Origin of the sequence: Umezawaea sp. Da 62-37, from assembly GCF_032460545.1 — a bacterium.
In the GTDB taxonomy this organism is placed as follows: Bacteria; Actinomycetota; Actinomycetes; order Mycobacteriales; family Pseudonocardiaceae; genus Umezawaea.
Map to the genome: position 1 here is coordinate 9,048,124 of NZ_CP135965.1, position 23,789 is coordinate 9,071,912.

At 72.3% G+C, this 23,789-nt stretch carries 13 protein-coding genes and 1 pseudogene; 10 read left to right on the forward strand and 4 right to left on the reverse strand.

Going from position 1 to position 23,789, the window contains the following annotated elements:
• The first annotated feature begins 17 nt into the window (after window positions 1-17).
• Together RM788_RS41115 and RM788_RS41120 are read left to right on the forward strand one after the other, a co-directional pair.
• Window positions 18-1,361: a cytochrome P450 gene (locus tag RM788_RS41115; protein ID WP_315925443.1), complete on the forward strand. Its 1,344-nt coding sequence runs from the start codon at window positions 18-20 to the stop codon at window positions 1,359-1,361.
• Window positions 1,358-5,179 carry a KR domain-containing protein gene (locus RM788_RS41120; RefSeq protein WP_315925445.1) on the forward strand — a complete coding sequence of 1,274 codons (3,822 nt, stop codon included), beginning with the start codon at window positions 1,358-1,360 and terminating at the stop codon, window positions 5,177-5,179. Before RM788_RS41115 ends, RM788_RS41120 begins: the two co-directional genes overlap by 4 nt.
• Window positions 5,180-5,242: 63 nt before the next feature.
• On the opposite strand, the gene RM788_RS41125 is transcribed toward RM788_RS41120, so the two are convergent.
• Window positions 5,243-5,761: an ATP-binding protein gene (locus tag RM788_RS41125; RefSeq protein ID WP_315925447.1), complete on the reverse strand. Its 519-nt coding sequence runs from the start codon at window positions 5,759-5,761 to the stop codon at window positions 5,243-5,245.
• An 879-nt stretch (window positions 5,762-6,640) separates the two neighbouring features.
• On the opposite strand from RM788_RS41125, the gene RM788_RS41130 reads away from it, so the two are divergent.
• The 7 genes from RM788_RS41130 (at window position 6,641) to RM788_RS41160 (ending at window position 21,068) form a co-directional block, all read left to right on the forward strand.
• Window positions 6,641-7,930, forward strand: coding sequence for an ROK family transcriptional regulator (locus tag RM788_RS41130; RefSeq protein ID WP_315925449.1), 1,290 nt, complete (start codon window positions 6,641-6,643; stop codon window positions 7,928-7,930).
• A gap of 53 nt (window positions 7,931-7,983) precedes the next feature.
• The gene (locus RM788_RS41135; RefSeq protein WP_315925451.1) at window positions 7,984-13,398 is read left to right on the forward strand and encodes a ThuA domain-containing protein; all 5,415 of its coding nucleotides are present in this window, start codon (window positions 7,984-7,986) and stop codon (window positions 13,396-13,398) included.
• An 8-nt stretch (window positions 13,399-13,406) separates the two neighbouring features.
• A complete protein-coding gene (locus RM788_RS41140; protein ID WP_315925453.1) occupies window positions 13,407-14,501 on the forward strand; it encodes an inositol-3-phosphate synthase in 1,095 nt (364 codons plus the stop codon).
• A 356-nt stretch (window positions 14,502-14,857) separates the two neighbouring features.
• Window positions 14,858-17,668, forward strand: a complete 2,811-nt coding sequence (locus RM788_RS41145) for a carbohydrate-binding protein (protein ID WP_315925455.1) — start codon at window positions 14,858-14,860, stop codon at window positions 17,666-17,668.
• A 12-nt stretch (window positions 17,669-17,680) separates the two neighbouring features.
• Window positions 17,681-19,360: a ThuA domain-containing protein gene (locus RM788_RS41150; RefSeq protein WP_399341657.1), complete on the forward strand. Its 1,680-nt coding sequence runs from the start codon at window positions 17,681-17,683 to the stop codon at window positions 19,358-19,360.
• A gap of 170 nt (window positions 19,361-19,530) precedes the next feature.
• A complete protein-coding gene (locus tag RM788_RS41155; protein ID WP_315925457.1) occupies window positions 19,531-19,941 on the forward strand; it encodes an acyl-CoA thioesterase in 411 nt (136 codons plus the stop codon).
• On the forward strand, window positions 19,938-21,068 hold the full coding sequence (locus RM788_RS41160; RefSeq protein WP_315925459.1) for a zinc-dependent alcohol dehydrogenase family protein: 1,131 nt from the start codon (window positions 19,938-19,940) through the stop codon (window positions 21,066-21,068). The genes RM788_RS41155 and RM788_RS41160 overlap by 4 nt, the downstream gene beginning before the upstream one ends.
• An 18-nt stretch (window positions 21,069-21,086) precedes the next feature.
• Here RM788_RS41160 and RM788_RS41165 read toward each other — a convergent pair.
• From RM788_RS41165 to RM788_RS41175, 3 genes and pseudogenes are all read right to left on the reverse strand, one after another.
• Window positions 21,087-21,365: pseudogene (locus RM788_RS41165) on the reverse strand (zinc-binding dehydrogenase); the annotation flags it as partial.
• 311 nt (window positions 21,366-21,676) lie between these two features.
• Window positions 21,677-22,258 carry a nitroreductase family protein gene (locus RM788_RS41170; RefSeq protein ID WP_315925463.1) on the reverse strand — a complete coding sequence of 194 codons (582 nt, stop codon included), beginning with the start codon at window positions 22,256-22,258 and terminating at the stop codon, window positions 21,677-21,679.
• A gap of 81 nt (window positions 22,259-22,339) precedes the next feature.
• On the reverse strand, window positions 22,340-22,756 hold the full coding sequence (locus RM788_RS41175) for a hypothetical protein (protein WP_315925465.1): 417 nt from the start codon (window positions 22,754-22,756) through the stop codon (window positions 22,340-22,342).
• A 278-nt stretch (window positions 22,757-23,034) separates the two neighbouring features.
• On the opposite strand from RM788_RS41175, the gene RM788_RS41180 reads away from it, so the two are divergent.
• Entirely contained in the window at window positions 23,035-23,748 is a 714-nt protein-coding gene (locus tag RM788_RS41180) for a cyclase family protein (protein ID WP_315925468.1), read from the forward strand.
• The last annotated feature ends 41 nt before the right edge of the window (window positions 23,749-23,789 follow it).

The following is a 23,789-nucleotide window of genomic DNA, read 5'->3' on the forward strand; positions in this document are numbered from 1 at the left end:
TGCACGAGGAGGATCCGGTGGCAGAACAGGTGATCGCGCCCGGCCCGAGCGGCAGCCAGCTGGGCAGGTTCGACCGCGACGCGATCGGGTTCGTGACGGGGATGGAGCAGGAGTACGGCGGAGTCGTGCGGATCTCGTTGGGGCCCTTCGTGGTGCACCTGGTCAGCGACCCGGCCGCGGTGAAGCACGTCCTCCAGGACAACGCGAAGAACTACGTGCGGGGCAAGTTCTACGGCAACTTCGACCTGTTCTTCGGTCGCGGCATGCTCACCACCGACGGCGCGGAGTGGCGCGAGCGCAGGCAGGTCAGCCAGCCGTTCTTCCACAGGCCGCGGCTGCGCGCGAAGTCGCCGGCCATCACCGACTGCGCCTCCGACCTGGTCGACGAGTGGGAGGCCGCCGCCGACCGGGGCGACCCGGTCGACGTGACCGACGGCGTGATGACGCTGGCGATGGGCGTGTTCGGGAAGATGTTCCTCGGCGTCGACCTGCGGCCGCGCTCCGCCGAGCTGCAACCCGCGACGCTGTTCGCCATGCAGGCGGTGCTGCGCAGCGGGTCGGTGTCGCAGCTGCTGCCGCGCTGGGTGCCGACGAAGTACCGGCGCGCCTCCACCGCGCACCGGGCCACGCTCGACCGGGTGCTCGGCGAGGTCGTGGAGCAGCACGTGCGCGGCGAGGTGGAGGAGCACACCGTGGTGTCCGCGCTGCTCGCCGCCCGCGACGAGCACGGCGCGCCGTGGCCGCGCGAGGCCGTGCTGGCGGAGCTGAAGACGCTGTTCCTGGCCGGGCACGAGACCACCGGGTGCAGCATCGTGTGGACGCTGCACGCGATCTCCCGGCACCCGGAGGTGCGGCGCGAGCTGGAGGCCGAGCTGGCGACCGTCCTGGGTGGACGGACGCCGACCGTCGACGACCTGCCCGCCCTCGGGTTCCTGCGGCAGGTCGTGGCGGAGTCGTTGCGCCTGTACCCCGCGGTGTGGTCGTACCCCAGGGACGTCGTGGCCGACGACACGATCGGCGGCTACCACGTCCCCGCGGGCAGTTCGGTGCTGCTGTCGTCGTACGCGACGCAGCACAGCCGGAGCCTGTGGGAGAACCCGGAGGCGTTCGACCCCCGGCGGTTCTGCCCGGCGCACCAGGACGTCGACCGGCCGAAGTACGCCTACTACCCGTTCGGAGGCGGAGCCCGCAAGTGCATCGGTTTCGAGGCGGCGCTGATGGAGGTCCAGCTGGTCGTCGCCACCATCGCCCAGCGGGTGCGGATGGATTCGACGCCCGGCAGGCCGATCGGCATGTGGCCGAAGGCCTCCCTGCGCCCGGTCCCGAACGTCCTGATGACCGCGACGCGCGTGCCGTCATGAGCACCCGGCGGTTCGTCTGGCACCCGCGGCGCACGCCGCTGCCGGACGCGCGGCCGTCGGAGCTGTTAGCCGGCAAGCGGATCCTGCTCGTCGGCGGGACGCGGGCGGCGGTGCTGGCCGTCGGCTCGGCGTTGAGCGACCACGGCGCCGTGCTCGTCGAACCCGGTCACCTGCGCGACGCCGACGACTGCCCGGACGGCATCGTCGACCTCACCTCCGACGGCGGGATCGACGACGGCTGGCGGCCCGCGCTGCTGCGCACGATCGGCGCGCTGCGCGGCTGCTACGACGCCTGGTCGGAGTCGACCGACGCGGCCAGGACCTGCTACGTCGCCGTCACCTACCTCGGCGGCCGGATGGGGTACCGGGACGCGGGCGACCGGCCGTGGGGCGGCCTGTGGGCGGGGCTGGCCAAGACGCTGCACCAGGAACTGCCCAACCTCAACACGAAGGTCGTCGACATCGACCCGGCCGACGTCGACGAGCTGCCCGGCGTCCTGCTGCGCGAGCTGTACCGGTGGGGCGCCTACGAGGTCGGCTACCGCGGCGGCGAGCGGTACACCCTCGCCCCGCGCCGCGAGGACGGCGGCGGGCCGACGATCGGGCTGGACGGGTCCGACGTGGTCCTGGTGTCCGGTGGCGGGCGCGGCATCGGGTTCGCGGCCGCGACGAGCCTGGCCGCCGGGCACGGCTGCCGGGTCGTCGTCACCGGACGGCACCCGCTGCCGGGCCCGGACGAGCCGTGGAGCGCGCTGGACGACGAGGGGTTCAAGGCGCACCAACGGGATCTGTGGATCCGGGCCAGTTCGGACGGGTCGCTGGCGGCCGTGCGCGCCGAGACCACCAGGATGGCGCAGCGCAGGCTGCTCGCGGCGAACCTGGCCTCGGCCCGCGCCGACGGGCTGCGGCTGGACTACGAGGTCTGCGACTTCACCGACCGCGCCCAGGTGGACGGGCTGCTCGCCCGGCTCGGCCCCGCGCTGACCGGTGTGGTGCACAACGCGGGCGTCGACACCGCCACCCGGCTGCCGCGGATGTCGGACGACGACATCGTGCGCACGATCGCCACCAAGGTCGACGGGTTCGTCCACCTGTTCACCGCGCTGCGCGACCGGCCGCTGAAGTTCTTCTGCAACACCGGTTCCATGAGCGGACGGCTCGGCGGCATGGTCGGCCAGATCGCCTACGCCGCCGCCAACGACGGCCTGACCAGGCTCGGCCTCTGGGCCGACGCGCGGGCGGACTTCCCGGTCTCCACGCTGTGCTGGCCCACGTGGGAACGGATGGGGCTGATCACCAACTACGACGCCGCCGTCCGGTACATGACCGCCATCGGCGCGGAGGAGGGCGTCCGGCGCTGGATCGGTGAGCTGCTCGCCCCCGCGCACGGCGAGGTCACGTTCCTCGGCGCGCTGGGCAGCGCGCTGAACCCGGTGCAGGTGCGCGGTTTCCCGCTGCACCGCGAGGTCCCGGAGTTCGCCGCCGTCTACCCGCGGATCTTCCACCTCGGCACGCCGGTCAGCTACCGGCCGGGCGCGGAGCTGGTGGCCGACGTCCGGTTCGACGGGACCAGCTCCCCGGTGCTGACGGACTTCGCCGTCTCCGGCGAACCCGCGATCCCGGTGGGCCTGCTGCTGGAGAACGCGCTCGCCTCGGCGGTGTGGGTGCACCTGGCCGGTGACGAGCCGGAGGTGGCGTGGATCGGTGACGTCTCGGTGTACTTGGACGGAATGCGGCTGCACGGGGGAGAAGCCGAACTCCGCCGCACCACGACCCTGTCCACAGTGGACGGCCATCCGGTCGTCGACGTGGTGTTCGAACGCGACGGCCACGGCCCGGTCGCCGAGCTGCGGCTGGGCTACGCGGCGGACGACGACTCGGCCGCCCCGATCGCCGTGCGCGCGGCCCGCGACTCGGCGGCCTCCGCCCCGGTCCGCTGGCTGGGCGCCGTCATCCCGGTCGCGACCTGGCACGACGGCGGTCCCGAGAACCGCACCGCCGTGGTCCGCGAACCCCGCCCCGCCGACCTGTGGACCGTGCCGCTGACCCCGCCGCTCGCGCTCCCGCTGGCGGCCGTGGAGAACATCGTCCGCTCGGTCCTGCGCGTCCGACCGGGCCCGCTGCTGCGCCTGACCCGCCTGATCCCGCACGGCCCGCCATCGGCCACCAGCCGCATAGACGGCGACCCCGTCCGTGGCCGGTGGCACGTGGTCGACCCGACCGACGACCGGCCGGTGCTCACCGCGTCGACCCCCACTTCCCCTACCCACCCGGAGGACCAGATGGCGAGCACCGTGGATCCCGAAGCCGTGCACCGCGAAGTAGCGGAGGTCCTCGTGCGCGTCCTCGGCGACTACGGCGTCCCCGCCGAGTCGATCACCAGGGACACCGACCTGCACACCGACCTCCAGTTCGAGAGCATCGGCACCGACCTGCCCGCGCTGCTCGGGCACCTCGCCGCCCGGTACGGCGGCCGGGTCGACGTCTTCTCCCACCTTCGAGGCCTGGACATGACCGAGCTGATCGACCTCGATGTCGGCTCCCTCGTGGACGCGATCGTCGACCAGCTCCGCGCCGCGCCCGCGGACGTCGCGCCGACGGCGCCCCCCGCCTACCCGCCGACCACCCGCGCGGCCGCGCCCACCGGCGGCGACGGCACGGCGAAGCGCTTCCTCTTCGTGGTCCCGCCGATGACCGGGCACGTCAACCCCACCATCGGCGTGGCCGCGAAGCTCGTGGAACGCGGCCACCAGGTCGCCTGGGCGGGCCACGCCCCGCTGCTGCGCGCGGTGCTGGGCCCGGACGCCGTCGTGTTCGACTGCGCGGTCCCGCCGGCCGCCGCGCGCTGGACCGAACGCGGTCCGGAGGTGCGGAGCATGCGCTCCATCAAGGTCATGTGGGAGGAGTTCCTCGAACCGCTGGCGCACGCCATGATCCCCGGTGTCCGCAAGGCGGTAAGCGATTTCACGCCGGACGTCGTCGTCGCCGACCAGCAGGCCCTCGCGGGCGCGCTGGTGGCGGGCGCGGAAGGCCTGCCGTGGGTCACCTCCGCCACCACGCCCGCCGAGCTGATCGACATGGAAGCGGGGCTCCCCAAGGTCATGGACTGGCTGGAGGGCCTGTTCGCGGGACTGCGCGAGGAGCACGGCGGCCCGTCCACCGACCTGCGCTACTCGCCGGACCTCGTCCTGGCCTACACCACCGAGGACATGGTCGGCCCGATCCCGCGCCCGGAGCCGATCGCCTACGTCGGCCCGTCCATCCACCCCAGACCGGTCGGGGTGGACTTCCCGTGGGACCGCCTCGACCCGCACCGCTCGCTGGTGCTGATCAGCCTCGGCACCATCAGCGTCGGCGCGGGCACCCGGTTCCTGCGCGAGGCGGTCGCGGCCGTGCGCGAGCGGTCGGCGCGGGTGCAGGCCGTGGTCGTCGACCCGACCGGCACCACCCCCGGCGACGACGACGTGATCGTGCTGCCCGCGATCCCGCAGCTGGAACTGCTCGGCTCGGTGGACGCCGTCATCTGCCACGCGGGCCACAACACCGTCGCCGAGGCGCTCCACCACGGTCTGCCCCTGGTGGTCGCCCCGATCCGCGACGACCAGCCCATCGTCGCCGCCCAGGTCGAAGGCGTGGGCGCGGGTGTCCAGCTGCGCTTCGGCCTGGCCGGGTCGCGCCACATCGGCCGCGCGCTCGACGCCGTGCTCGACGACCCCGCGTACCGGAGGGCCGCGGGCCGGATCAGGGCCGCCTTCCACGCGGCGGGCGGCGCCGACACGGCCGCCGCCCACCTGGAGACCTTCGCGGCGGGCGCCTGACCCCGGACGCGCGAGTGCCCATCCCACAATCCGGCGGGATGGGCACTCGGGAAGTCGGGAGTTCTAGTCGCCCTGCCAGCCCTGCGACCCGCCGAGCCCGTACAGCAACCGCTCCATCACCTGCGGGTCCACCTCGGTGGCCTCCGGCGGCAGTCCCTCCGCGGCGGGCGACCTGCGGGGCTCCCGGCGCGGCAGCGGCACGGCCGAAGCGGTCATGCCCCTGGGCAGGGGCAGCTCACACCAGAGCAGCGTGCACCCGTCGTCCAGTTGCAGCACGCCCGCGTGCCTGCCCTTCAGCGCGTTCGTCGGCGACGGCTTGGGCGCGTACGGGTCGATCTCGACCTCGAGGATCAGCATGTTCCCCGACAACCGCAACCGAAGCGTGATGAAACCGGGCGCGCGGTGGTTGGCGGTGTCCACGACGGACGCCACCAGGTGGCCCAGCACGTGGGCGGCCTCGTCCTGCATGGGCCGCAGCGACCACTCGGCCAAGGAGAACCGCGCGAAGAGTTCGGCGCAGTTCACCGCGCTGGGTAGCGCGACGAGCTGCAGGTCGTCGACCTGCTCGGTTCGGGCGTTCACCTGGCTCCTTCCGTCATGCGCGTCCGGCGCGAGTGGGTGGCCGGAATCGTGCCACAACCGGGTGAAGAAGTGGTACGCCGGTGTCTAGGAGAGATACGCAGGGTGTGGGCCATTAGTTCGGACCAGTTTTTCCGGGTGTGCCGAAACCTCGGGTGGAGCAATCGATACGACGTTTTTTACCACCTGTGACGCCGTCTGACCAGGGGCGCGACGGCACAGGTCCACCGGGGGCGTCCGCGGCCCGCCGATCCCGGCCGCGACCTGGTGAATCGGGACTGGCCACGCCGAGGCGAATCGGCGACCGGTTCCCGGTGTTCCGCGGAGGCCCGCCCGGTGTCCGGATCCGACACCGCGATCGTCTTCCCCGTGTTGCCCGCGCGATTCGTCACGGCAACGTCCTGTTGGTACACGTGCCGCCCGCTGTCCGTTCGGGTCGGACGGGCGGCGCGGGGTCGCCGATCGGGTGAAGCGATGGGCTCAATGTCGCGGCCGGAATTCTTTTCGGCGTGGAAACCGATTGCCGTTGACGCCGTCGGCGGCCCCGTGCGGGACGCGGAAATGCCGGCGCGCAATTAGTTCGAGTGGCGACCTAATTGATTCCCCTTAGTCTGTGGCCTGGATCACGTCAAGCCCTCCGACGACCGGAACTTTCTTGCGTACCAACAGTAGTTGGGCCGGTTGGGCTAGCTCGCCGTGGCATAGGACGATTTCGGCTGGCCAGTGAACCAATCGCTAGTCCATTAGTGGGACATGGGGACGTCGGCTGTTGCCTGGGAGCGTTCCACTGCGCCTTAATTCATCGGACGTTACCCGTGGAAAACCGACTGTTAACACGCGTTCGAGTGTCTCGATTCGTTGATTCGACCGACGAACCCGGCGGTGTCCGTGCACCCTTCCCCGGTCCTCACCTCCCTCGCCGACGCGCAACCGGCCGACCAGGCCGCGGTGCGCCGGAGCAACCTCGCCCTGGTGCTGCGGCACCTCCGGGCGCGTGGTTCCCGGTCGCGCGCGGGCATCGCGGCGGACACCGGGCTGAACAAGGCGACGGTGTCGAGCCTGGTCGCCGAGCTGGTCGACCGCGGGCTGGTGCGCGAGGGCGAACCGGACCGGGCCGGGCTGGTCGGGCGGCCGGGCCGCAACGTCGGGCTGGACGGCCGCCGCGTCGCCGGGATCGGCGTGGAGATCAACGTCGACTACCTGACCGCGCTGGTGCTCGACCTCACCTGGACCGTCCTCTTCGAACAGCGGGTCGCGCTCGACGTGCAGGCCATGACGCCGGACGAGGTGCTCGACGCCGTGGCGGACCTGACTTCGCGCGCCGCAAGGGAATGCGCCAGGCGCGACGTGCTCCCGGTCGGCGTCACCATCGCGATCCCCGCGCTGGTCGACGTCGCGGGCGGCGTGGTCGCGTTCGCGCCGAACCTGCACTGGCGCGACGTGCCGGTGGTGCGCGGGATGGCCGACCGGCTGGGCGCGCTCCTGACGGGCGACCCGATGCCGATCCGGATGGCCAACGACGCGAACCTCGGCGCGCTCGGCGAGTACGCGATGGGCGGCGTCGCGGGCACACCCGACCTGGTCTACCTGACCGGGGAGATCGGCGTCGGCGGCGGTGTGATCGCGGGCGGGCGGCTCCTCGGCGGCGCGGAGGGCTTCTCCGGCGAGATCGGGCACATCCAGCTCGACCCGGCGGGCCACGAGTGCGGCTGCGGCCGCCGCGGCTGCTGGGAGACGCTCGTGGGCATGGCCGGGATGCTCCGGCTCGCCGCCGACGCGGACGACCCGGTCAGGGATCCGTCGCTGGACCTCGACCAGCGGCTCGACATGATCCGCCGCCGCGCGGAGACCGGTGACCGGCGCACGCTCGACGCGCTGGAGCAGGTCGGTGCCGGACTCGGTGTCGGGGCGTCGATCCTGATCAACGTCTTCAACCCGCGGGTGGTCGTCCTCGGCGGCTACTTCGCCTCCCTGGGGCCCTACCTGCTCGGTCCGATGAGGGCGGAACTGCGCGACCGGGTGATCGCGCCGGACATCGGCGGCTGCCGCGTCGAGTTGTCCCTCCTCGGGTTCGCCGCCGCGTCGCGGGGCGGGGCGAACGTCGCCCTCGAAGCGGTGCTCGACGATCCCGCGATGGTGCCCCCGCGGTCCTCGGTCAGGAGTGGCGGATGAGCGTTCCGGGTAGGTCGTTCTCCAGTGGGGGAAGGCAAGTCATGGTCCGCAGGGTGCTCGTCCTGGTTCTGGTGGCGCTGCTCGGGATCGGCGCCGGCGCGGCCTCCGCGCTGGCCCAGCCGCAGGCGGCGCACGTCGAGTTCACGGCGCTGGTGTTCAGCAGGACCGCCGGGTTCCGGCACGACTCCATCCCCGCGGGCGTCGCCGCGATCCAGGCACTGGGCCGGGACCACCACTTCGACGTGGTCGCGACCGAGGACGCGGGGGCGTTCACCGACGAGAACCTGGCGAAGTTCCAGGTCGTGGTGTTCCTGTCCACCACCGGCGACGTGCTCGACCCCGCCCAGCAGGCCGCGTTCGAGCGGTACGTCCGGCGCGGCGGCGGGTACGCGGGCGTGCACGCGGCCTCCGACACCGAGTACGACTGGCCCTGGTACGGCGAACTGGTCGGCGCCTACTTCAAGCAGCACCCGGCGGAGCAGCAGGCGACCGTGAAGGTCGAGGACCCCGCGCACCCGTCCACGGCCGGGCTGCCGGACCGGTGGAGCCGGTTCGACGAGTGGTACGACTTCCGCGCCAGCCCGCGCGGCACCGCGCACGTGCTGGAGTCGTTGGACGAGAAGACCTACACCGGCGGCACGATGGGCGCCGACCACCCGATCACCTGGTGCCGCGACCACGACGGCGGCCGGTCCTGGTACACGGGGCTCGGCCACACGCGGGAGTCCTACGCCGACCCGCTGTTCCTGGGCCAGTTGCTCGGCGGTCTGCGCACCGCCGCGGGCGTCGAGGCGGCGGACTGCGCGGCGGACCTGGACGGCGGGTTCGAGAAGGTGGCGCTGGACGAGAACACGTCCAACCCGATGATGCTGGAGGTCGCCGCCGACGGCCGCGTCTTCTACGTCGACCGCCTCGGCGACATCAAGGTCATCCGACCCGGCGGCGGCCTCGCCCCGGTCGGGCACCTGGACGTGTTCACCGCCAACGAGAGCGGCCTGCTCGGCCTGGTGCTCGACCCCGGTTTCGCCGCGAACCGGTGGATGTACCTGTACTACTCGCCGCCCGGCGCCGCCGTCGACCGGCTGTCGCGGTTCACGTTGCGCGCGGACGACACGCTCGACCCGGCCACCGAGGAGGTGGTGCTCGACGTGCCGGTGCAGCGCGAGGAGTGCTGCCACCACGGCGGCGGCATGGCGTTCGACGCCGTGACCGGCGACCTGTGGCTGGCCAACGGGGACAACACGAACCCGTTCGCCTCCGACGGGTACTCGCCGCTCGACGAGCGCGCGGGCCGGTCCACCTGGGACGCCCAGCGGTCGTCGGGCAACACGAACGACCTGCGCGGCAAGGTGTTGCGCATCCACCCGGAACCCGGCGGCGGCTACACCGTCCCGGCGGGCAACCTGTTCGCGCCCGGCACGGCGAGGACCCGGCCGGAGATCTACGCGATGGGGCTGCGCAACCCGTTCCGGATCGGCGTCGATCCCGAGACGCACAAGCTCATGGTCGCCGACTACGGTCCGGACGCGGCCGCCGCCTCGCCGACGCGCGGTCCGGAGAACACCGTCGAGTGGAACATCCTGAACCGGGCGGGCAACTACGGCTGGCCCTACTGCGTCGGGAACAACAAGCCCTACGCGGACTTCGACTTCGCCACGAACACCTCCGGTGCGCAGTTCGACTGCGCGGCGCCGAAGAACACCTCGCCGAACAACACCGGCCTGGTCGATCTTCCCGCGGTGGTCCCGGCGACCGCCTACTACCACTACGACTCCGACCCCGCGTTCCCGGAACTGGCGGGCGGCGCGCCGATGGCGGGCCCGGCCTACCGGTACGACCCGGCGTCCACATCGGACCGCAAGTGGCCCGCCTACTGGGACGGCAAAGCCGTGTTCGGAGAGTGGACGCAGGACGCCCTGTACTCGATGCAGCTGTCGGCGGACGGCGGCGAACTCGTGGACATCAACCGGATCTTCCGCTCGTTCGGCTTCAAGAAGCCGATGGACTTCGAGTTCGGCCGGGACGGCGCGCTGTACCTGATCGAGTGGGGCTCCGGGTTCGGCGGCGACAACACCGACTCCGGCGTCTACCGGATCGACTACGTGCACGGCAACCGCGAACCCGTCGCCAAGGCGAGCGCGGACAGGACGACCGGCCCGGCACCGCTGGAGGTCCGGTTCTCCAGCGCGGGCTCCCACGATCCGGACGGCGGTGGGGTCACCCACGCCTGGGACTTCGACGGCGACGGCGCGGTCGACTCGACCGAGGCGGACCCGACGCACACCTACGCGGCGAACGGGAACTTCACCGCCACGCTCACGGTCACCGGCGCCGGTGGCAAGTCCGCGAGCGCCAGCGTGCCGATCACGGTCGGCAACACCGCGCCGACGGTGACGCTCACGCTGCCGCCCAACGGGGGGCTGTTCGAGTTCGGCGACCAGATCCGCTACGACATCGTGGTCACCGACCCGGAGGACGGCGCGGTCGCCTGCGCGGACGTGCGGCTCCAGGCCATCCTCGGCCACGACTCGCACGGGCACCCCCTCGACCAGTACACCGGGTGCTCCGGCACGGTCCAGACGACGCTGTCCTCCGGGCACAACGAGGGCGACGACATCTTCTACGTGCTGGAGGCGTCCTACACCGACCGCGGCGGCGCGGGCGGCGCCCGCCCGCTGACCGGCCGCGCGCAGGTCGTGCTCCAGACCAAGCGCAAGGAAGCCGAGTACTTCAGCGCGACCGGCCGGGTCCCCGACAGCACGGGGCTGGGCAGTCCCGGCGTGCTGCCGGAGACCGCGGCCGACCCCGCGGGCGGCGGCCAGGACATCGGCAACATCGAGGACGGCGACTACTGGACGTTCGACCCGGTCAGCCTGGCGGGCATCGACTCCGTCCGGTTCCGGGCGGCCTCCGGGACGACCGGCGGCCGGATCGAGGTCCGCGCGGGCGCGGCGGACGGCCCGCTGCTGGGCGCGGCCGACGTGCCGAACACCGGCGGCTGGCAGACCTACCAGGACGTCACCGCGACGCTGACCGGTGCGCCGACCGCGGGCGGCCCGCTGTTCTTCGTGGTGCGCAAACCCGCGGGCAGCACGTACTCCAACGGGCTCGTCAACGTGAACTGGGTGGACTTCCAGGGGCGCGGGGTCACGGTCAACCAGCGGCCGGACGTCACCGCGACCGCGACCCCGACGTCCGGCACGGCGCCGCTGGCCGTCTCCTTCCACGCCGCCGCGACGGATCCCGAGGGCGACACGCCGCTGACCTACGCGTGGGACTTCGGCGTCGCGGGCGCGCCGAAGCCGACCACGGCGGACGCCGAGTACACCTATCAGCAGCCGGGCGTCCACGACGCCTCGGTGACCGTCACCGACGCCAAGGGCGCGGCCGGGGTACGGCACGTGCGCGTCGTCGTGGACTCGGCCGGACCGGCGTGCCTGTCGGGCAGGTCGGACGCCTTCGGGGACACGGGACTCGACCGCGACAGGTGGTCGGTCGTGCGGGAGAACCAGGACCTCCGGGTCGCGGGCGGCGCGCTGCACATCCCGACGGCCACCGGGGAGATCTACGGCACCGACAACTCCACCCCGGTGCCGAACCTCGTCGTGCAGCCCATGCCGGGCGGCGCGTGGCAGGCCACCACCAAGGTGAGCCTGGTCGCGCGGGACGCCTACCAGCAGGCCGGTCTGGTGCTCTACGGCGACGACGACAACTACGCCAAGGTGGTGCTCAGCGCCGTCGGCGCCAACGACGCCGCCACCCGCCGGTTCCAGTTCATCCGCGAGGAGCACGGCGTCCCCAACGAGGTCGCGGACTCCAACTCCCCGCCGCTGGGCGCGGCCTACCCGGACACCGCGTACGTGCGGATGACCAGCGACGGCACCGGGATCACCGCCGCGCACTCCGCGGACGGCGAGGCGTGGACGCCGATGCCGCAGACCGACAAGCTCCTCGCGGGCATCCCGAACCCGCGGATCGGGCTGCTCTCGTTGGCCAGCACCGGGAACCGCCCGGTGGTCGACGCCGCGTTCGACTGGTTCCGGCTGGAGCAGGACACGTCCGGCGCGGACGAGTTCGACAGCTCCCCGCTCGACACCTGCCGGTGGGACGCCGTGGTCCGGCCCGATCCGGCCGCGACCCGCGTGACCGGTGGGAATCTGGAGATCGACACCGGCAGCGGCGACATCTTCGGCGGCGACAACTCCTCGCCGAGGAACTTCGTCCTCCAGACCCCGCCCGCCGGGGACTGGACGCTGGAGACCAAGGTCGACGCGAGCGCCTTCGACGAGGCCTACCAGCAGGCCGGGCTGATCGCCTACACCGGCGACGGCGACTACGTGAAACTGGACCACGTCACCAACAACCAGCCGGGCGAGCCGGTCGGCAGGCGGGTCGAGCTGCGCGGCGAGATCGGCGACGTCGTCCAGCAGCCGCAGCCGGAGATCACCGTCGACCAGGGCGTGTGGTGGCTGCGGCTGTCCAGGCAGGGCACCACCTTCCGCGGCTACGCGTCGACCGACGGCACGACGTGGACCGAGGTCGGCGCGGTGGAGAACACCGCGGTCGGCGCCGCCAAGGTGGGGCTGTTCGCCTTCGGCGTCGGGCAGACGGCGTCGAAGACGGCGAAGTTCGACCACTTCCACCCGACGTGGGGCCGCGCGGTCGACGCGACGGCACCCGTCACCACGGCGGTCACCGACCCGGCCGCTCCGGGCGCCGCGGGCTGGTTCACCGGCCCGGTCTCGGTGGTGCTCACCGCGGCCGACGACACGGGCGGCAGCGGTGTCGACCGGATCGAGTACGCGGTGGACGGTGGCGCCTGGTCCTCCTACGCGGCACCGGTCCCCGTCACCGAGGGCGCGCACGAGGTCGGCTACCGGGCCGTGGACAAGGCGGGCAACACCGAGGCCGTGAGGACGCTGACCGTCCGCGTCGACGGCACCGGGCCGACCATCGCGGTGACGGGACTGGTCGACGGGCGCGTCTACGGCGACAGCCAGGACCTGCGGATCGCCTGGCAGGCCGTCGACAGCGCGGCGGGCGTCCGGTCCGCGGCCGGGCTGCTGGACGGCGAGGCCTACCGGTCCGGGACGCTGCAAGCGTTGTACGAGCTGCCGCCGGGCATCCACCGGCTGTCCGTCACGGCCACCGACCAGGCGGGCAACCGGACCACGCGGGACGTGACGTTCGGCGTGACCACCTCCAGCCGGGACGTGGCCAACCTGATCAGCCGGTTCCAGGTCACCGGGTGGCTGAGCCAGGAGACCGCGAACACCTTGCAGGCGCAGCTGACCAAGGTGCGCAAGGCGGAGGCGAACGGCGTCGACGCCAAGACGCTCACCGAGCTGCGGGCGTTCCGCGCACTCGCCGCCGGTCAGGTCGCGGAGGTCCGCGACGTGCTCGTGCGCGACACCGACGTGCTGATCACCGCCCTGTCCGGACCGCTGCCCGCCATGCGACAGGCGTAGGGGGAACGATGGCCAGGACAGGGGTGTGGCTCATCGGGGCGCGGGGATCGGTCGCCACGACGGCGATCGCGGGCGCCGCCGCGGTGCGGGCGGGCGCCGCACCGCCGACCGGGTGCGTCAGCGAGCTGCCCGACTTCGCCGGGGCCGGGCTGCCCGCGTGGGGCGACCTCGTGTTCGGCGGGCACGACATCGTGGACACCCCGCTGGTGCGGCGGGTCGAGCAGCTCGTGCGGGGCGGCGTGATCCCGGCCGGGCTGGCCGACCTGGTGTGGACCGACCTCACCGTGGCCGAGGGCGAGATCCGCGACGGCACCAACCGCGACCCCGCCCGGCTGATCGCCGACATCGCCTCGTTCCGGCGCCGCAACAGGGTCGAGCGGGTGGTGGTGGTCAACGTGGCGTCCACCGAACCGGCCTGCGTCCCGCACCCCGCCCACAACTACCTGGCGGACCTGGACCGGGCGCTGCACTCCCTGCCCGCCAGCTCGCTCTACGCCTACGCGGCCATGCGGGCGAGCTGCGCCTACGTCGACTTCACGCCGTCCACCGGCGCGTGGCTGCCCGCCCTGGACGAGCTGGCCCAGGTGATCGGCGTGCCCTACGCGGGCCGGGACGGCAAGACCGGCGAGAGCCTGCTGCGGTCGGTGCTGGCGCCGATGTTCGCCCGCCGGGCACTGGACGTGCTGTCGTGGTCGGGCACCAACCTGCTGGGCGGCGGCGACGGCGCGACGCTCGCCGATCCCGCCGCGGCCGCGGCCAAGGACGCGGGCAAGCGGCGGGTGCTGGAGGGCGAACTGGGCGCACCGGTCGACGGGCGGGTGCACATCGACCACGTGCCCGCGCTGGGCGACTGGAAGACCTCGTGGGACCACGTGCTGTTCGAGGGTTTCCTGGGCACCAGGATGACGCTCCAGGTCACCTGGCAGGGCTGCGACTCGGCTCTGGCCGCACCGCTGGTGCTGGACCTGGCGAGGTTCATGGCGGTCGCCGACGAACCGGGTCCGGTGCAGGCCATGGGCTTCTTCTTCAAGGACCCCGTCGGTACCGGTCCGCACGGCCTGGTGGCGCAGTACGACGCGCTGCGCGACTGGGCGTTCCGGTGAACCCCGGAGCGGGAACGCGCCGGGGGTCCCAGTGGTTTCGCGACCACCGCGCTGTCCGGTGCGGTCGCGACGAGGGTCGGTGCGCCCCACCCGGTGCTCGGGGGCGCACCGCACGGCGGTCACCCGGTGACCGCTCGTTCGGCGCACCTGGCGGAGGCCCGCGATCCGGTGCCGCGCCAGGTGCGCAGGGCGTTCGACCGCGTCGCCCCGCGCGGGCGGGGTGAGCCGCACGCCGACGGCACCACCGTCCAGTTAGCCCCACGAGTCCCCACTAGAGCACCACCTCCAGGGCACCACCCGAACGGCCACCCCGCCGTCATCGGGCGATGCCCCCTGCCGGAAGAGGAAACCCTGCCATGTCCCAACCCACACCGGTGTGGGCACGGGCGGTCGGCGCCACGCTGCTGATCGCCTCCCTCCTGGTTCCCCTGCCAGCGGCCGCGGACATCCCCGCGGCCGACTACCAACAGGTCCAGCTCGCCGTCGGCTCCGCCAAGCTCGGCGAAGCGATGTCGTTCACCGTGCTGCCCGACCGCTCGGTCGTGCACACCGCCCGCGACGGCACAGTCCGGATCACCAACGCGGCGGGCAACTCCACCACGGTCGCCGCGAAGCTCAACGTCTACACCCACGACGAGGAAGGCCTCCAGGGCGTCGTCGCGGACCCGAACTTCGCCTCGAACCGCTACCTGTACCTGTACTTCTCGCCGCGACTGTCCACACCGGACGGTGACGCGCCGACCGACGGCACCGCGGCGGACTTCGCCCCGTTCAAGGGCGAGTTGCACCTGTCGCGGTTCGTGCTGAAGACCGACAACACGCTCGACCTGGCCAGCGAGAAGGTCGTGCTGACCGTGCAGAACGACCGCGGCCAGTGCTGCCACGTCGGAGGCGACCTGGACTTCGACGCCCAGGGCAACCTGTACCTGACCACCGGGGACGACTCGAACCCGTTCGTCTCCGACGGGTACTCGCCGATCGACGAGCGCACGACCCGCAACCCGCAGTTCGACGCCCAGCGCTCCTCGGGCAACACGAACGACCTGCGCGGCAAGGTGCTGCGGATCAAGCCGCAGGCCGACGGCACCTACACGATCCCGTCCGGGAACCTGTTCGCGCCGGGCACCGCGCAGACCCGCCCGGAGATCTACGCGATGGGCTTCCGCAACCCGTTCCGGATGAACGTCGACAAGGCCACCGGCGTGGTCTACCTCGGCGACTACGGGCCGGACGCGGGCGTGACCAACAGCGCCCGCGGGCCGAGCGGGCAGGTGGAGTTCGACCGGATCACCAGCGCGGGCAACTACGGCTGGCCGTTCTGCACCGGCTCGAACACCACGACCGAGAGCTACAACCGCTTCCCCTTCCCCAGCGGTCCGTCGGGGGCGAAGTACGACTGCGCCACCGGCCCGACCAACTCCTCGCCGCGCAACACCGGCCTGGCGAAGCTGCCCGCGCCGCGGGCGGCGTGGATCAAGTACGCGGGTGACGAGGGTTCGCCGCCGGAGTTCGGCAGCGGGTCGGAGTCGCCGATGGGCGGCCCGGTCTACCGGTACAACGCCAACCTCAACTCGGCGACGAAGTTCCCGCAGTCCTTGGACGGCAAGTACTTCGCGGGCGAGTACGGGCGCCGCTGGATCAAGGCCATCGGCGTCAACTCCGACGGGTCACGCGGCGCGATCGAGGCGTTCCCGTGGAGCGGCACCCAGGTCATGGACATGAACTTCGGTCCGGAGGGCGCGCTGTACGTGCTCGACTACGGCACCGGGGCGAACGACCAGGCGCTGTACCGGATCGACTACAAGGGCAACACGCCGCGGCCGCCGACCGCGAAGGTGGCCGCGGACAAGGTGTCCGGGGCGATCCCGCTCACCGTGGCGTTCTCCTCGGCGGGCAGCGCCGACCCCGAGGGCGGGGCGCTGACCTACCGGTGGGAGTTCGGCGACGGCGGCACGTCCACGGCGGCCAACCCGTCGCACACCTACACCACCGCCGGGTCGTTCTCGCCGAAGCTGACCGTGACCGACCCGACCGGGCTCACCGGTTCGGCGAGCGTCCTGGTCACGGCGGGCAACACCGCGCCGACGGTGAACCTCCAGGTGCCCGGCAACGGCGCGCTGTTCTCCTTCGGCGACACCGTGCCGTTCCAGGTCTCGGTGAGCGACCCGGAGGACGGGGCGATCGACTGCTCGCGGGTCAAGGTCACCTACCTGCTCGGCCACGACGCGCACCGGCACCAGATCACCCAGAAGACCGGCTGCTCCGGCACCATCGCGGTGCCGGTCGACGGTGAGCACGACGCCGCGGCGAACATCTACGGCGTCTTCGACGCGGAGTACACCGACAACGCGGGCCTGACCTCCCACGGCGTCAGCATCCTCCAGCCCAGGCACCGCCAGGGCGAGCACTTCGGGGCGCAGCAGGGGATCCAGGTCGCCGACCACGGCACCGCCGAGGGCGGCAAGACCGTCGGCTTCACCGACAACGGCGACTGGCTGTCGTTCCAGCCCTACGTCCTGGGCAACGCCACCTCGTTCACCGCCAGGGTCTCCTCCGGCGGCCCCGGCGGCACCCTGGAGGTCCGCGCGGGATCGGCCACGGGCACGCTGCTCGGGACCGCGACCGTGGCCAACACCGGGAACTGGGACACCTTCGTCGACGTCAGCGCCCCGCTGACCAACCGGCCGAGCGGGTCCACGACGCTGTTCCTGGTCTTCAAGGGCGTGACGGGGCAGGGCAACCTGTTCGACCTCGACGCGTTCACCCTGACCACGACCGGGAACCGGGTCGAGGGCGAGGCGTTCACCTCGACCGGCGGCGTGGAACCGGCGCCGCACGCGAACGCCAGCGGCGGCACCACCGCCGGGTACATCAACACCGGCGACTGGGTCGGGTACTCGTCGGTGGGCACGGCGGGTCTCCGCTCGTTCAGCGCTTCGGTGTCCTCGGCCGGGACGGGCGGCACGATCCAGATCCGGTCGGGCTCGCAGACCGGCACCGTCCTGGGCTCGGTCGCGGTGCCCGTCACCGGGAACTGGGAGACGTTCCAGACCGTCTCCACGACCCTCACCGGATCGGCGAGCGGGCCCCTGTTCCTGGTCTTCACCGGTCCGGGCGCGGCGGGCGACTCCCTGTTCGACGTCGACTACTTCACCACCTCCGGCTGAAGGGACGAGACGATGCGCTCACTTCCCGCGCTCGCGGCGGCGGTACTACTGTCGGCCGGTGTGGTCATGACACCGGTCGCCCAAGCCCAAGCGCCCTACCAGGTCCTGGTCTTCTCGAAGACCGCGGGCTTCCGGCACGACGCCATCCCGGCCGGCATCCAGGCGATCCGCGATCTGGGCGCCGCCAACGGGTTCACCGTCACGGCGACCGAGGACGCGGCCGCGTTCACCGCGACCGGACTGGCGAAGTACTCGGCGGTGGTGTTCCTCAGCACCACCGGTGACGTGCTCGACGGCACCCAGCAGACCGCGTTCGAGTCGTACGTCAACGGCGGCGGCGGGTTCGTCGGCGTGCACGCGGCGGCCGACACCGAGTACGACTGGCCCTACTACGGCCAACTGGTCGGGGCCTACTTCTCCAGCCACCCCAACATCCAGCAGGTCAACGTCAAGGTGGAGGACCGGGCGCACCCGGCCACCGCGCACCTCGGCCCGGTGTGGACGCGGACCGACGAGCTGTACAACTACCGAGCCAACCCCCGGCCGAACGCGCACGTGCTGGCGACGCTGGACGAGTCCAGCTACAGCGGCGGCACGATGGGCGCGGACCACCCGATCGCCTGGTGCAAGGCGCAGTCGAACGGGCGGGCCTTCTACACCGGGCTCGGGCACACCATCGAGTCCTACTCCGACCCGGTGTTCCGCGCGCACCTGCTGGGCGGGATCCGCTACGCCGCAGGGGTTTCCAAGGCCGACTGCCGCCCGGAGACCGGGTACACCGGGCTGTACACCGGCTCCACCGCGGGCTGGTCGCAGGCCGGTCCCGGCGGGTTCGGCAACGCCGACGGCACGTTGACCTCCCAGGGCGGGCCGGGCAACTTCTGGTACTCCGCCAAGGAGTTCGGCTCGTACTCGCTCAAGCTCGACTGGAAGCTCACCGGCGACGGCGACTCCGGGGTGCACCTGGGATTCCCGTCCTCCGGCGCCGCTCAACCGGGTGCGGGCGGGTACGAGATCGCGATCGACGCCTCCGCCGCGGCGAACGCCACGACGGGCGCGGTGTACGGGGTCCAGGCTCCGGACGCCACCGCCCGCGACGCGGCGCTCAACCCCGCGGGGCAGTGGAACACCTTCGAGCTGCTGGTCGAGGGTGAACGGCTGCGCGTGTACCTGAACGGCAGGCAGGTCAACGACTTCACCAACACCGACGCGGCGCGCAGCCTCCGGCAGGGGTACATCGGCCTGCAGAACCTGGGCGACGGGGCCACCTCCTTCCGCAACGTGCGGATCAAGGAACTCGGTGTGGTCACGCCGACCCAGGTGCAGGGCGAGGCGTTCACGTCGTCCGCGGGCGTGCAGGTCGCGTCGCACGCGACGGCGGTCGGCGGCCAGACCCTCGGGTACATCGAGAACGGCGACTGGGCGGCCTACTCGCAGGTGAGCACCACCGGCGCGCGGACGTTCACCGCACGGGTGTCCTCCGGCGGCGCGGGCGGGCGGATCGAGGTCCGGTCCGGCTCGTCGACCGGGACGCTGCTCGGCTCGGTGGCGGTGGTGAACACCGGCGGCTTCGACACCTTCGCGACCGTCTCGACCGCGCTCACGGGCACGACGACCGGCCAGGTGGTGCTGGTGTTCACCGGCGCCACTTCGGGCGGCCTGTTCGACGTGGACCACTTCACGATCGGCTAGAACCCCGGCGGGCGCGGACTCCACGTCCGCGCCCGCCGAGGTGCCGGTCTTCCACTCATGACTGCAAGATCGCGCAACATCCTGACATTTTCACGGCAGAACAAGACTGGTGTACCTGTTCCGCACGCCAGGGCCGGGTGGAGCCGGATCACGTCGGTAAGGTTCGGCTGGTGCGCGACGACTACCGGTACTGGCAGCGGATCCCCACGCGGTGGAACGACAACGACGTGTACGGCCACGTCAACAACGTCGTGCACTACGCGTTCATGGACACCCTGATCAACACGTGGCTCGTCCAGGCGGGCCTGGACATCCACGACGGCTCGACGATCGGGCTGTGCGTCGAGTCGCACTGCAACTACCGCTCCTCCATCTCGTTCCCGGAGGCCATGGACGCGGGGCTGCGCATCGGCCACCTCGGGCGGTCCAGCGTCCGCTACGAGATCGCCTTCCTGGCCGCCGACGGCAGCGTCGTCGCCGAGGGCCACTTCGTCCACGTGTTCGTCGACCGGACGACGCGGAAACCGGTGGAAGTACCGACTGGACTCCGCACCGCCATGATCGGTTTGGTGACCTCATGACCGTCGTCCGCGCCGCCGTGCTCACGGAGTTGGGCCTCCCCGGCCCCTACGCCGACTCCCGCCCCATCCGGATCCAGGACCTCACCCTCGACCCACCCGGCCCCGGCGAGATGCTGGTCAAGGTGGGTGCCACGGGTCTGTGCCACTCCGACCTGTCGGTGGTCAACGGCTCCCGCCCGCGTCCGCTGCCGATGGTCCTCGGCCACGAGGCCGCGGGCGAGGTCGTCGAACTGGGCCCCGGCGCGGACTCCGAGTTCGCGGTCGGCGACCACGTCGTCATGTCCTTCGTCCCCGCCTGCGGCTCCTGCCGCAAGTGCGTCTCCGGCAGGCAGGCGCTCTGCGAGCCGGGCGCCGCCGCCAACCGCGCGGGCACCCTGCTCACCGGTCAGCGGCGCTGGCTGGCCGCCGACGGCACCCGGCCCCACCACCACCTCGGCGTCTCCGGCTTCGCCGAGTACGCCGTCGTCTCCACCACGTCGGCCACCCGCGTCGACGCCGACCTGCCCCACGAGATCGCCGCCCTCTTCGGCTGCGCCGTCCTGACCGGCGCGGGCGCGGCCTTCTACAGCGCCGCCGTCGCACCCGGCGACCGCGTGGCCGTCTTCGGCCTCGGCGGCGTCGGTCTGGCCGCCCTGATGGCGGTGAAGGCGGCGGGCGCGTCCACGATCGTCGCCGTCGACGTCGTGGCCCACAAGCGGGAACTGGCCCTGCGCCTGGGCGCGACCCACGAGGTGGCGGGCGGGCCGGACGCGGTCGAGGAGGTGCGCGAGCTGACCGGGGGAGGCGCCGACAAGGTCATCGACACCACCGGCAGCGAGATCGTGCTCGCGCAGGCGTACGCGGCCACGGCGACCGGCGGCACGACCGTCACCGTCGGCCTGCCGCACCCCGACCGCGAGCTGGTGCTGCCCGCACTGAGCCTGGTCGCCGAGGAACGCACGCTCAAGGGCAGCTACCTCGGCTCCTGCGTCCCCCGCCGCGACATCCCGCGCTTCATCGCCCTCTACCGCTCCGGCCAGCTGCCGGTGCAGGAGCTGCTGTCGGGCACGGTGGCCCTGGACGACATCAACACCGGTTTCGACCGCCTGGCCAGCGGCGAGGCCATCCGCCAGGTCGTCACCTTCTGACCCGGCGGGACGAGCGGGTCACGACGTCAGGACGACCTTGCCGTGGGCGTGCCCGGACTCGCTGAGCCCGTAGGCGGCGGCCGCGTCCGCCAGCGGGAACACGCCCGCGAGGGGGACGCGGAAGCGGCCGAGGTCGGCCAGCGCCGCGGCCTCCGCCAGTCCGTGCAGCGCCTGCGGATCGGCGTCCGGACCGGCCGACCGCGACATGTGCACGCCGTGCCGCACGGCGACCGGGTCGTCGACGATGGTCACGACCCGCTCCGGCCCGCCCGCGATCGCCACCAGGTCCGGGATCGCAGTGCTCTCATGGCGGCGGACGGTAGTGGAACGCCCCGTCCACTCCGCTGAAGTGAGAGCGGTGACCGACCCGTCGCCCCACCTGCGCCGCCACGGTCCGGGTGGGGCTCGCGCACCCGTGGCACGGCTTCTGCCGCGCGATCGAGGAGGTGTGCCGGATCCACGCGCTGGACCGCGGCTCCACCGCCGCGTTCGTGTCGGCCTTCCCGCACGGCGTCGACGTTGCGGCGGCCGGGGAGCCCGCCCTGCGCGTTCGCCAACTGGCCCGTCGGGCCAAGGTGGGGGCGCGCCACCGCTGCTGCTCGCGGGACCTACCAGTGCCCGCGGTGCACCACGTCCTCCAGGGCCTTCCGCCGCCGGGTGATCGCCGAGGTGTTCGTGGGCGCGGGCTCGTCCGAGTACCCGATCGCGATCGCCCCGATCGGCTCGTGGTCCTCCGGCACCCCGAACAGCTCCCGGAACGCGCCCACCTTCTGCGGGACGATCCCGAAGTACAGCGCCCCCAGCCCCTCGTCCACCACCGTCTGCAGGACCAGCAGCGCCGCCATCCCCGTGTCGATGTGCCAGAACGGCACCGGCCACCAGGACTCGTCCCGGTCGGTCCACCCCTTGTCCGGCTCGGCGTACCGGTCGAGGTACACCCGCTTGGACGACATCGGCACGATCACCAGCGGCGCCGTCCGCACCGACTCGTCCACGGCGTCCGACCCGACGGTCCAGAACCGCTCCAGCGGGGCGCCCTCCAGCACGAGGAAGGCCTGCCCCTGCGAGAACCCCGCCGACGGTCCGCGGGTCGCGTTGCGGAGGATCCGCTCCACGCTCTCCGCGGGCACCGCGTCGGACTTGAACCGCCGCACCATCCGCCTGCGCCGCACGACATCCTGGAACTCCATGATCCCGAAACTAGCGGGACGGGTGTCGTGCGCGCATGAACCGGACCGCACCGCGGTGTGCGGTCCTCGGGGGCGAGGGGACTACTGGCCCGGCGCCTGGAACATCACGGCGGGCGCGGTGCTGGCGGGCCGCGGCTGGCGGGCGGGCGCGTCCGGGAGGCTGAACTCGAGCGGGCCGCCGTTCTCGGTGGACTTCGGCTGCTCGGCGGCCTGCGCGGGCGTGGTGGCCTGCTTCTCCGGCTCCGGTGCGGCGGGAGCGGGCGCGGCGACGGGGGCCGGGTTCGACAGCTCCTGCTGCGCCTTGCTGATCCAGGCGGTCCACATCGCGGCGTCGCGGCTGTCCCTGGTCTGCGCGCGCAGGATGGACAGCGTGCCGCGGACCCTTCCGGCGAGCACCGCGTTGGTGCGGACCTGCGCCCAGACCTGGGTGGTCTGCGGGCCCTGGTTGCGGACGAGGTGTCTGACGTGGTCGGTGAGTTCGCCGTCCGTGAAGGACATCCACTGGTTGACCACTTGGCGCGGGTTGGACAACAGATCCCCGTTTCGTCGTGCTTGACCTGCAACGATCGTCGCACACCCGTTCGAGCCGCCAGCGTTCACCACCCGAATGGGTGTTGACGCGGTCTTGCCGCCGTGTGTGGCTCCTTTGTACGTGACTCACAGTATCCACTGTCCGGTGGCTCCGCGGTGTGGGACGCGCGCGAGGGGAAATTTCCCCGACGCCTGTTCCGGCTACCGCGGACGCGGATCCGGGGCGCGGGCCCTAAGCTCCCGGCGTGCTCGGCGACTACCGCGTGGTGAACCTCTCGCACGTCAACGATCCGGCCCGCACCTCCCTCTTCCCCGGCGACCCGGAGTTCACGATGACCACCGTGGCGACCGTCGCGGAGGACGGGTACCACCTCCGGTTGCTCCAGCAGGGTGAACACACCGGCACGCACTGGGGCGCTCCGGCGCACTTCAACGCCGACCAGCCCGCCGCCGACGAACTCGACACCGCCGACCTGTTCCTGCCCGCGGTGAAGATCGACGTCCGGGACCGCGCGGTCGACCCGGACTACGCCGTGACCGTCGCCGACCTGCTGGCGTGGGAGGCCGTGCACGGGCGGATCCCGCCCGAGTCGGCCGTGGTGCTGCACACCGGCTGGGAGGACCGCTGGGGCACGCCCGCGTTCGCGAACCTCGACGCCGACGGATGCCCCCACCAGCCGGGGTTCGGCGTGCCCGCGGTCGAGTGGCTGCTCGACACCGGCAGGCTCGGCAGGCGCGGCGCCCTCGGCACCGACACGTTCGGGCCGGACGTCGCGACCGATTCCGCCTACACCGCGTCCAAGCTCCTCTACCGCGAGCACCGGATCAGCCTGGAAGTGCTCGCGAACCTGGCCGAGCTGCCCCCGACCGGTGCCTGGGTCCTGGTGGGCGGCACGGTCAACCGGGGTGGTTCCGGCTCGCCCGCCAGCGTCTACGCCCTCATGCCGAAGGACGGGTGACGGAATACGCCGTCCGGTGTAACGCTCGCGCAGCCGTTCGC

What these genes read in the sequence shown, in the direction of transcription:
- RM788_RS41140 (WP_315925453.1), top strand. Translation starts at nt 13,407, where the DNA reads ATGGCCAGGACAGGGGTGTGGCTCATCGGGGCGCGGGGATCGGTCGCC.
- RM788_RS41120 (WP_315925445.1), top strand. Translation starts at nt 1,358, where the DNA reads ATGAGCACCCGGCGGTTCGTCTGGCACCCGCGGCGCACGCCGCTGCCG.
- RM788_RS41170 (WP_315925463.1), bottom strand. Translation starts at nt 22,258, where the DNA reads ATGGAGTTCCAGGATGTCGTGCGGCGCAGGCGGATGGTGCGGCGGTTC.
- RM788_RS41145 (WP_315925455.1), top strand. Translation starts at nt 14,858, where the DNA reads ATGTCCCAACCCACACCGGTGTGGGCACGGGCGGTCGGCGCCACGCTG.
- RM788_RS41150 (WP_399341657.1), top strand. Translation starts at nt 17,681, where the DNA reads ATGCGCTCACTTCCCGCGCTCGCGGCGGCGGTACTACTGTCGGCCGGT.
- RM788_RS41160 (WP_315925459.1), top strand. Translation starts at nt 19,938, where the DNA reads ATGACCGTCGTCCGCGCCGCCGTGCTCACGGAGTTGGGCCTCCCCGGC.
- RM788_RS41175 (WP_315925465.1), bottom strand. Translation starts at nt 22,756, where the DNA reads ATGTCCTTCACGGACGGCGAACTCACCGACCACGTCAGACACCTCGTC.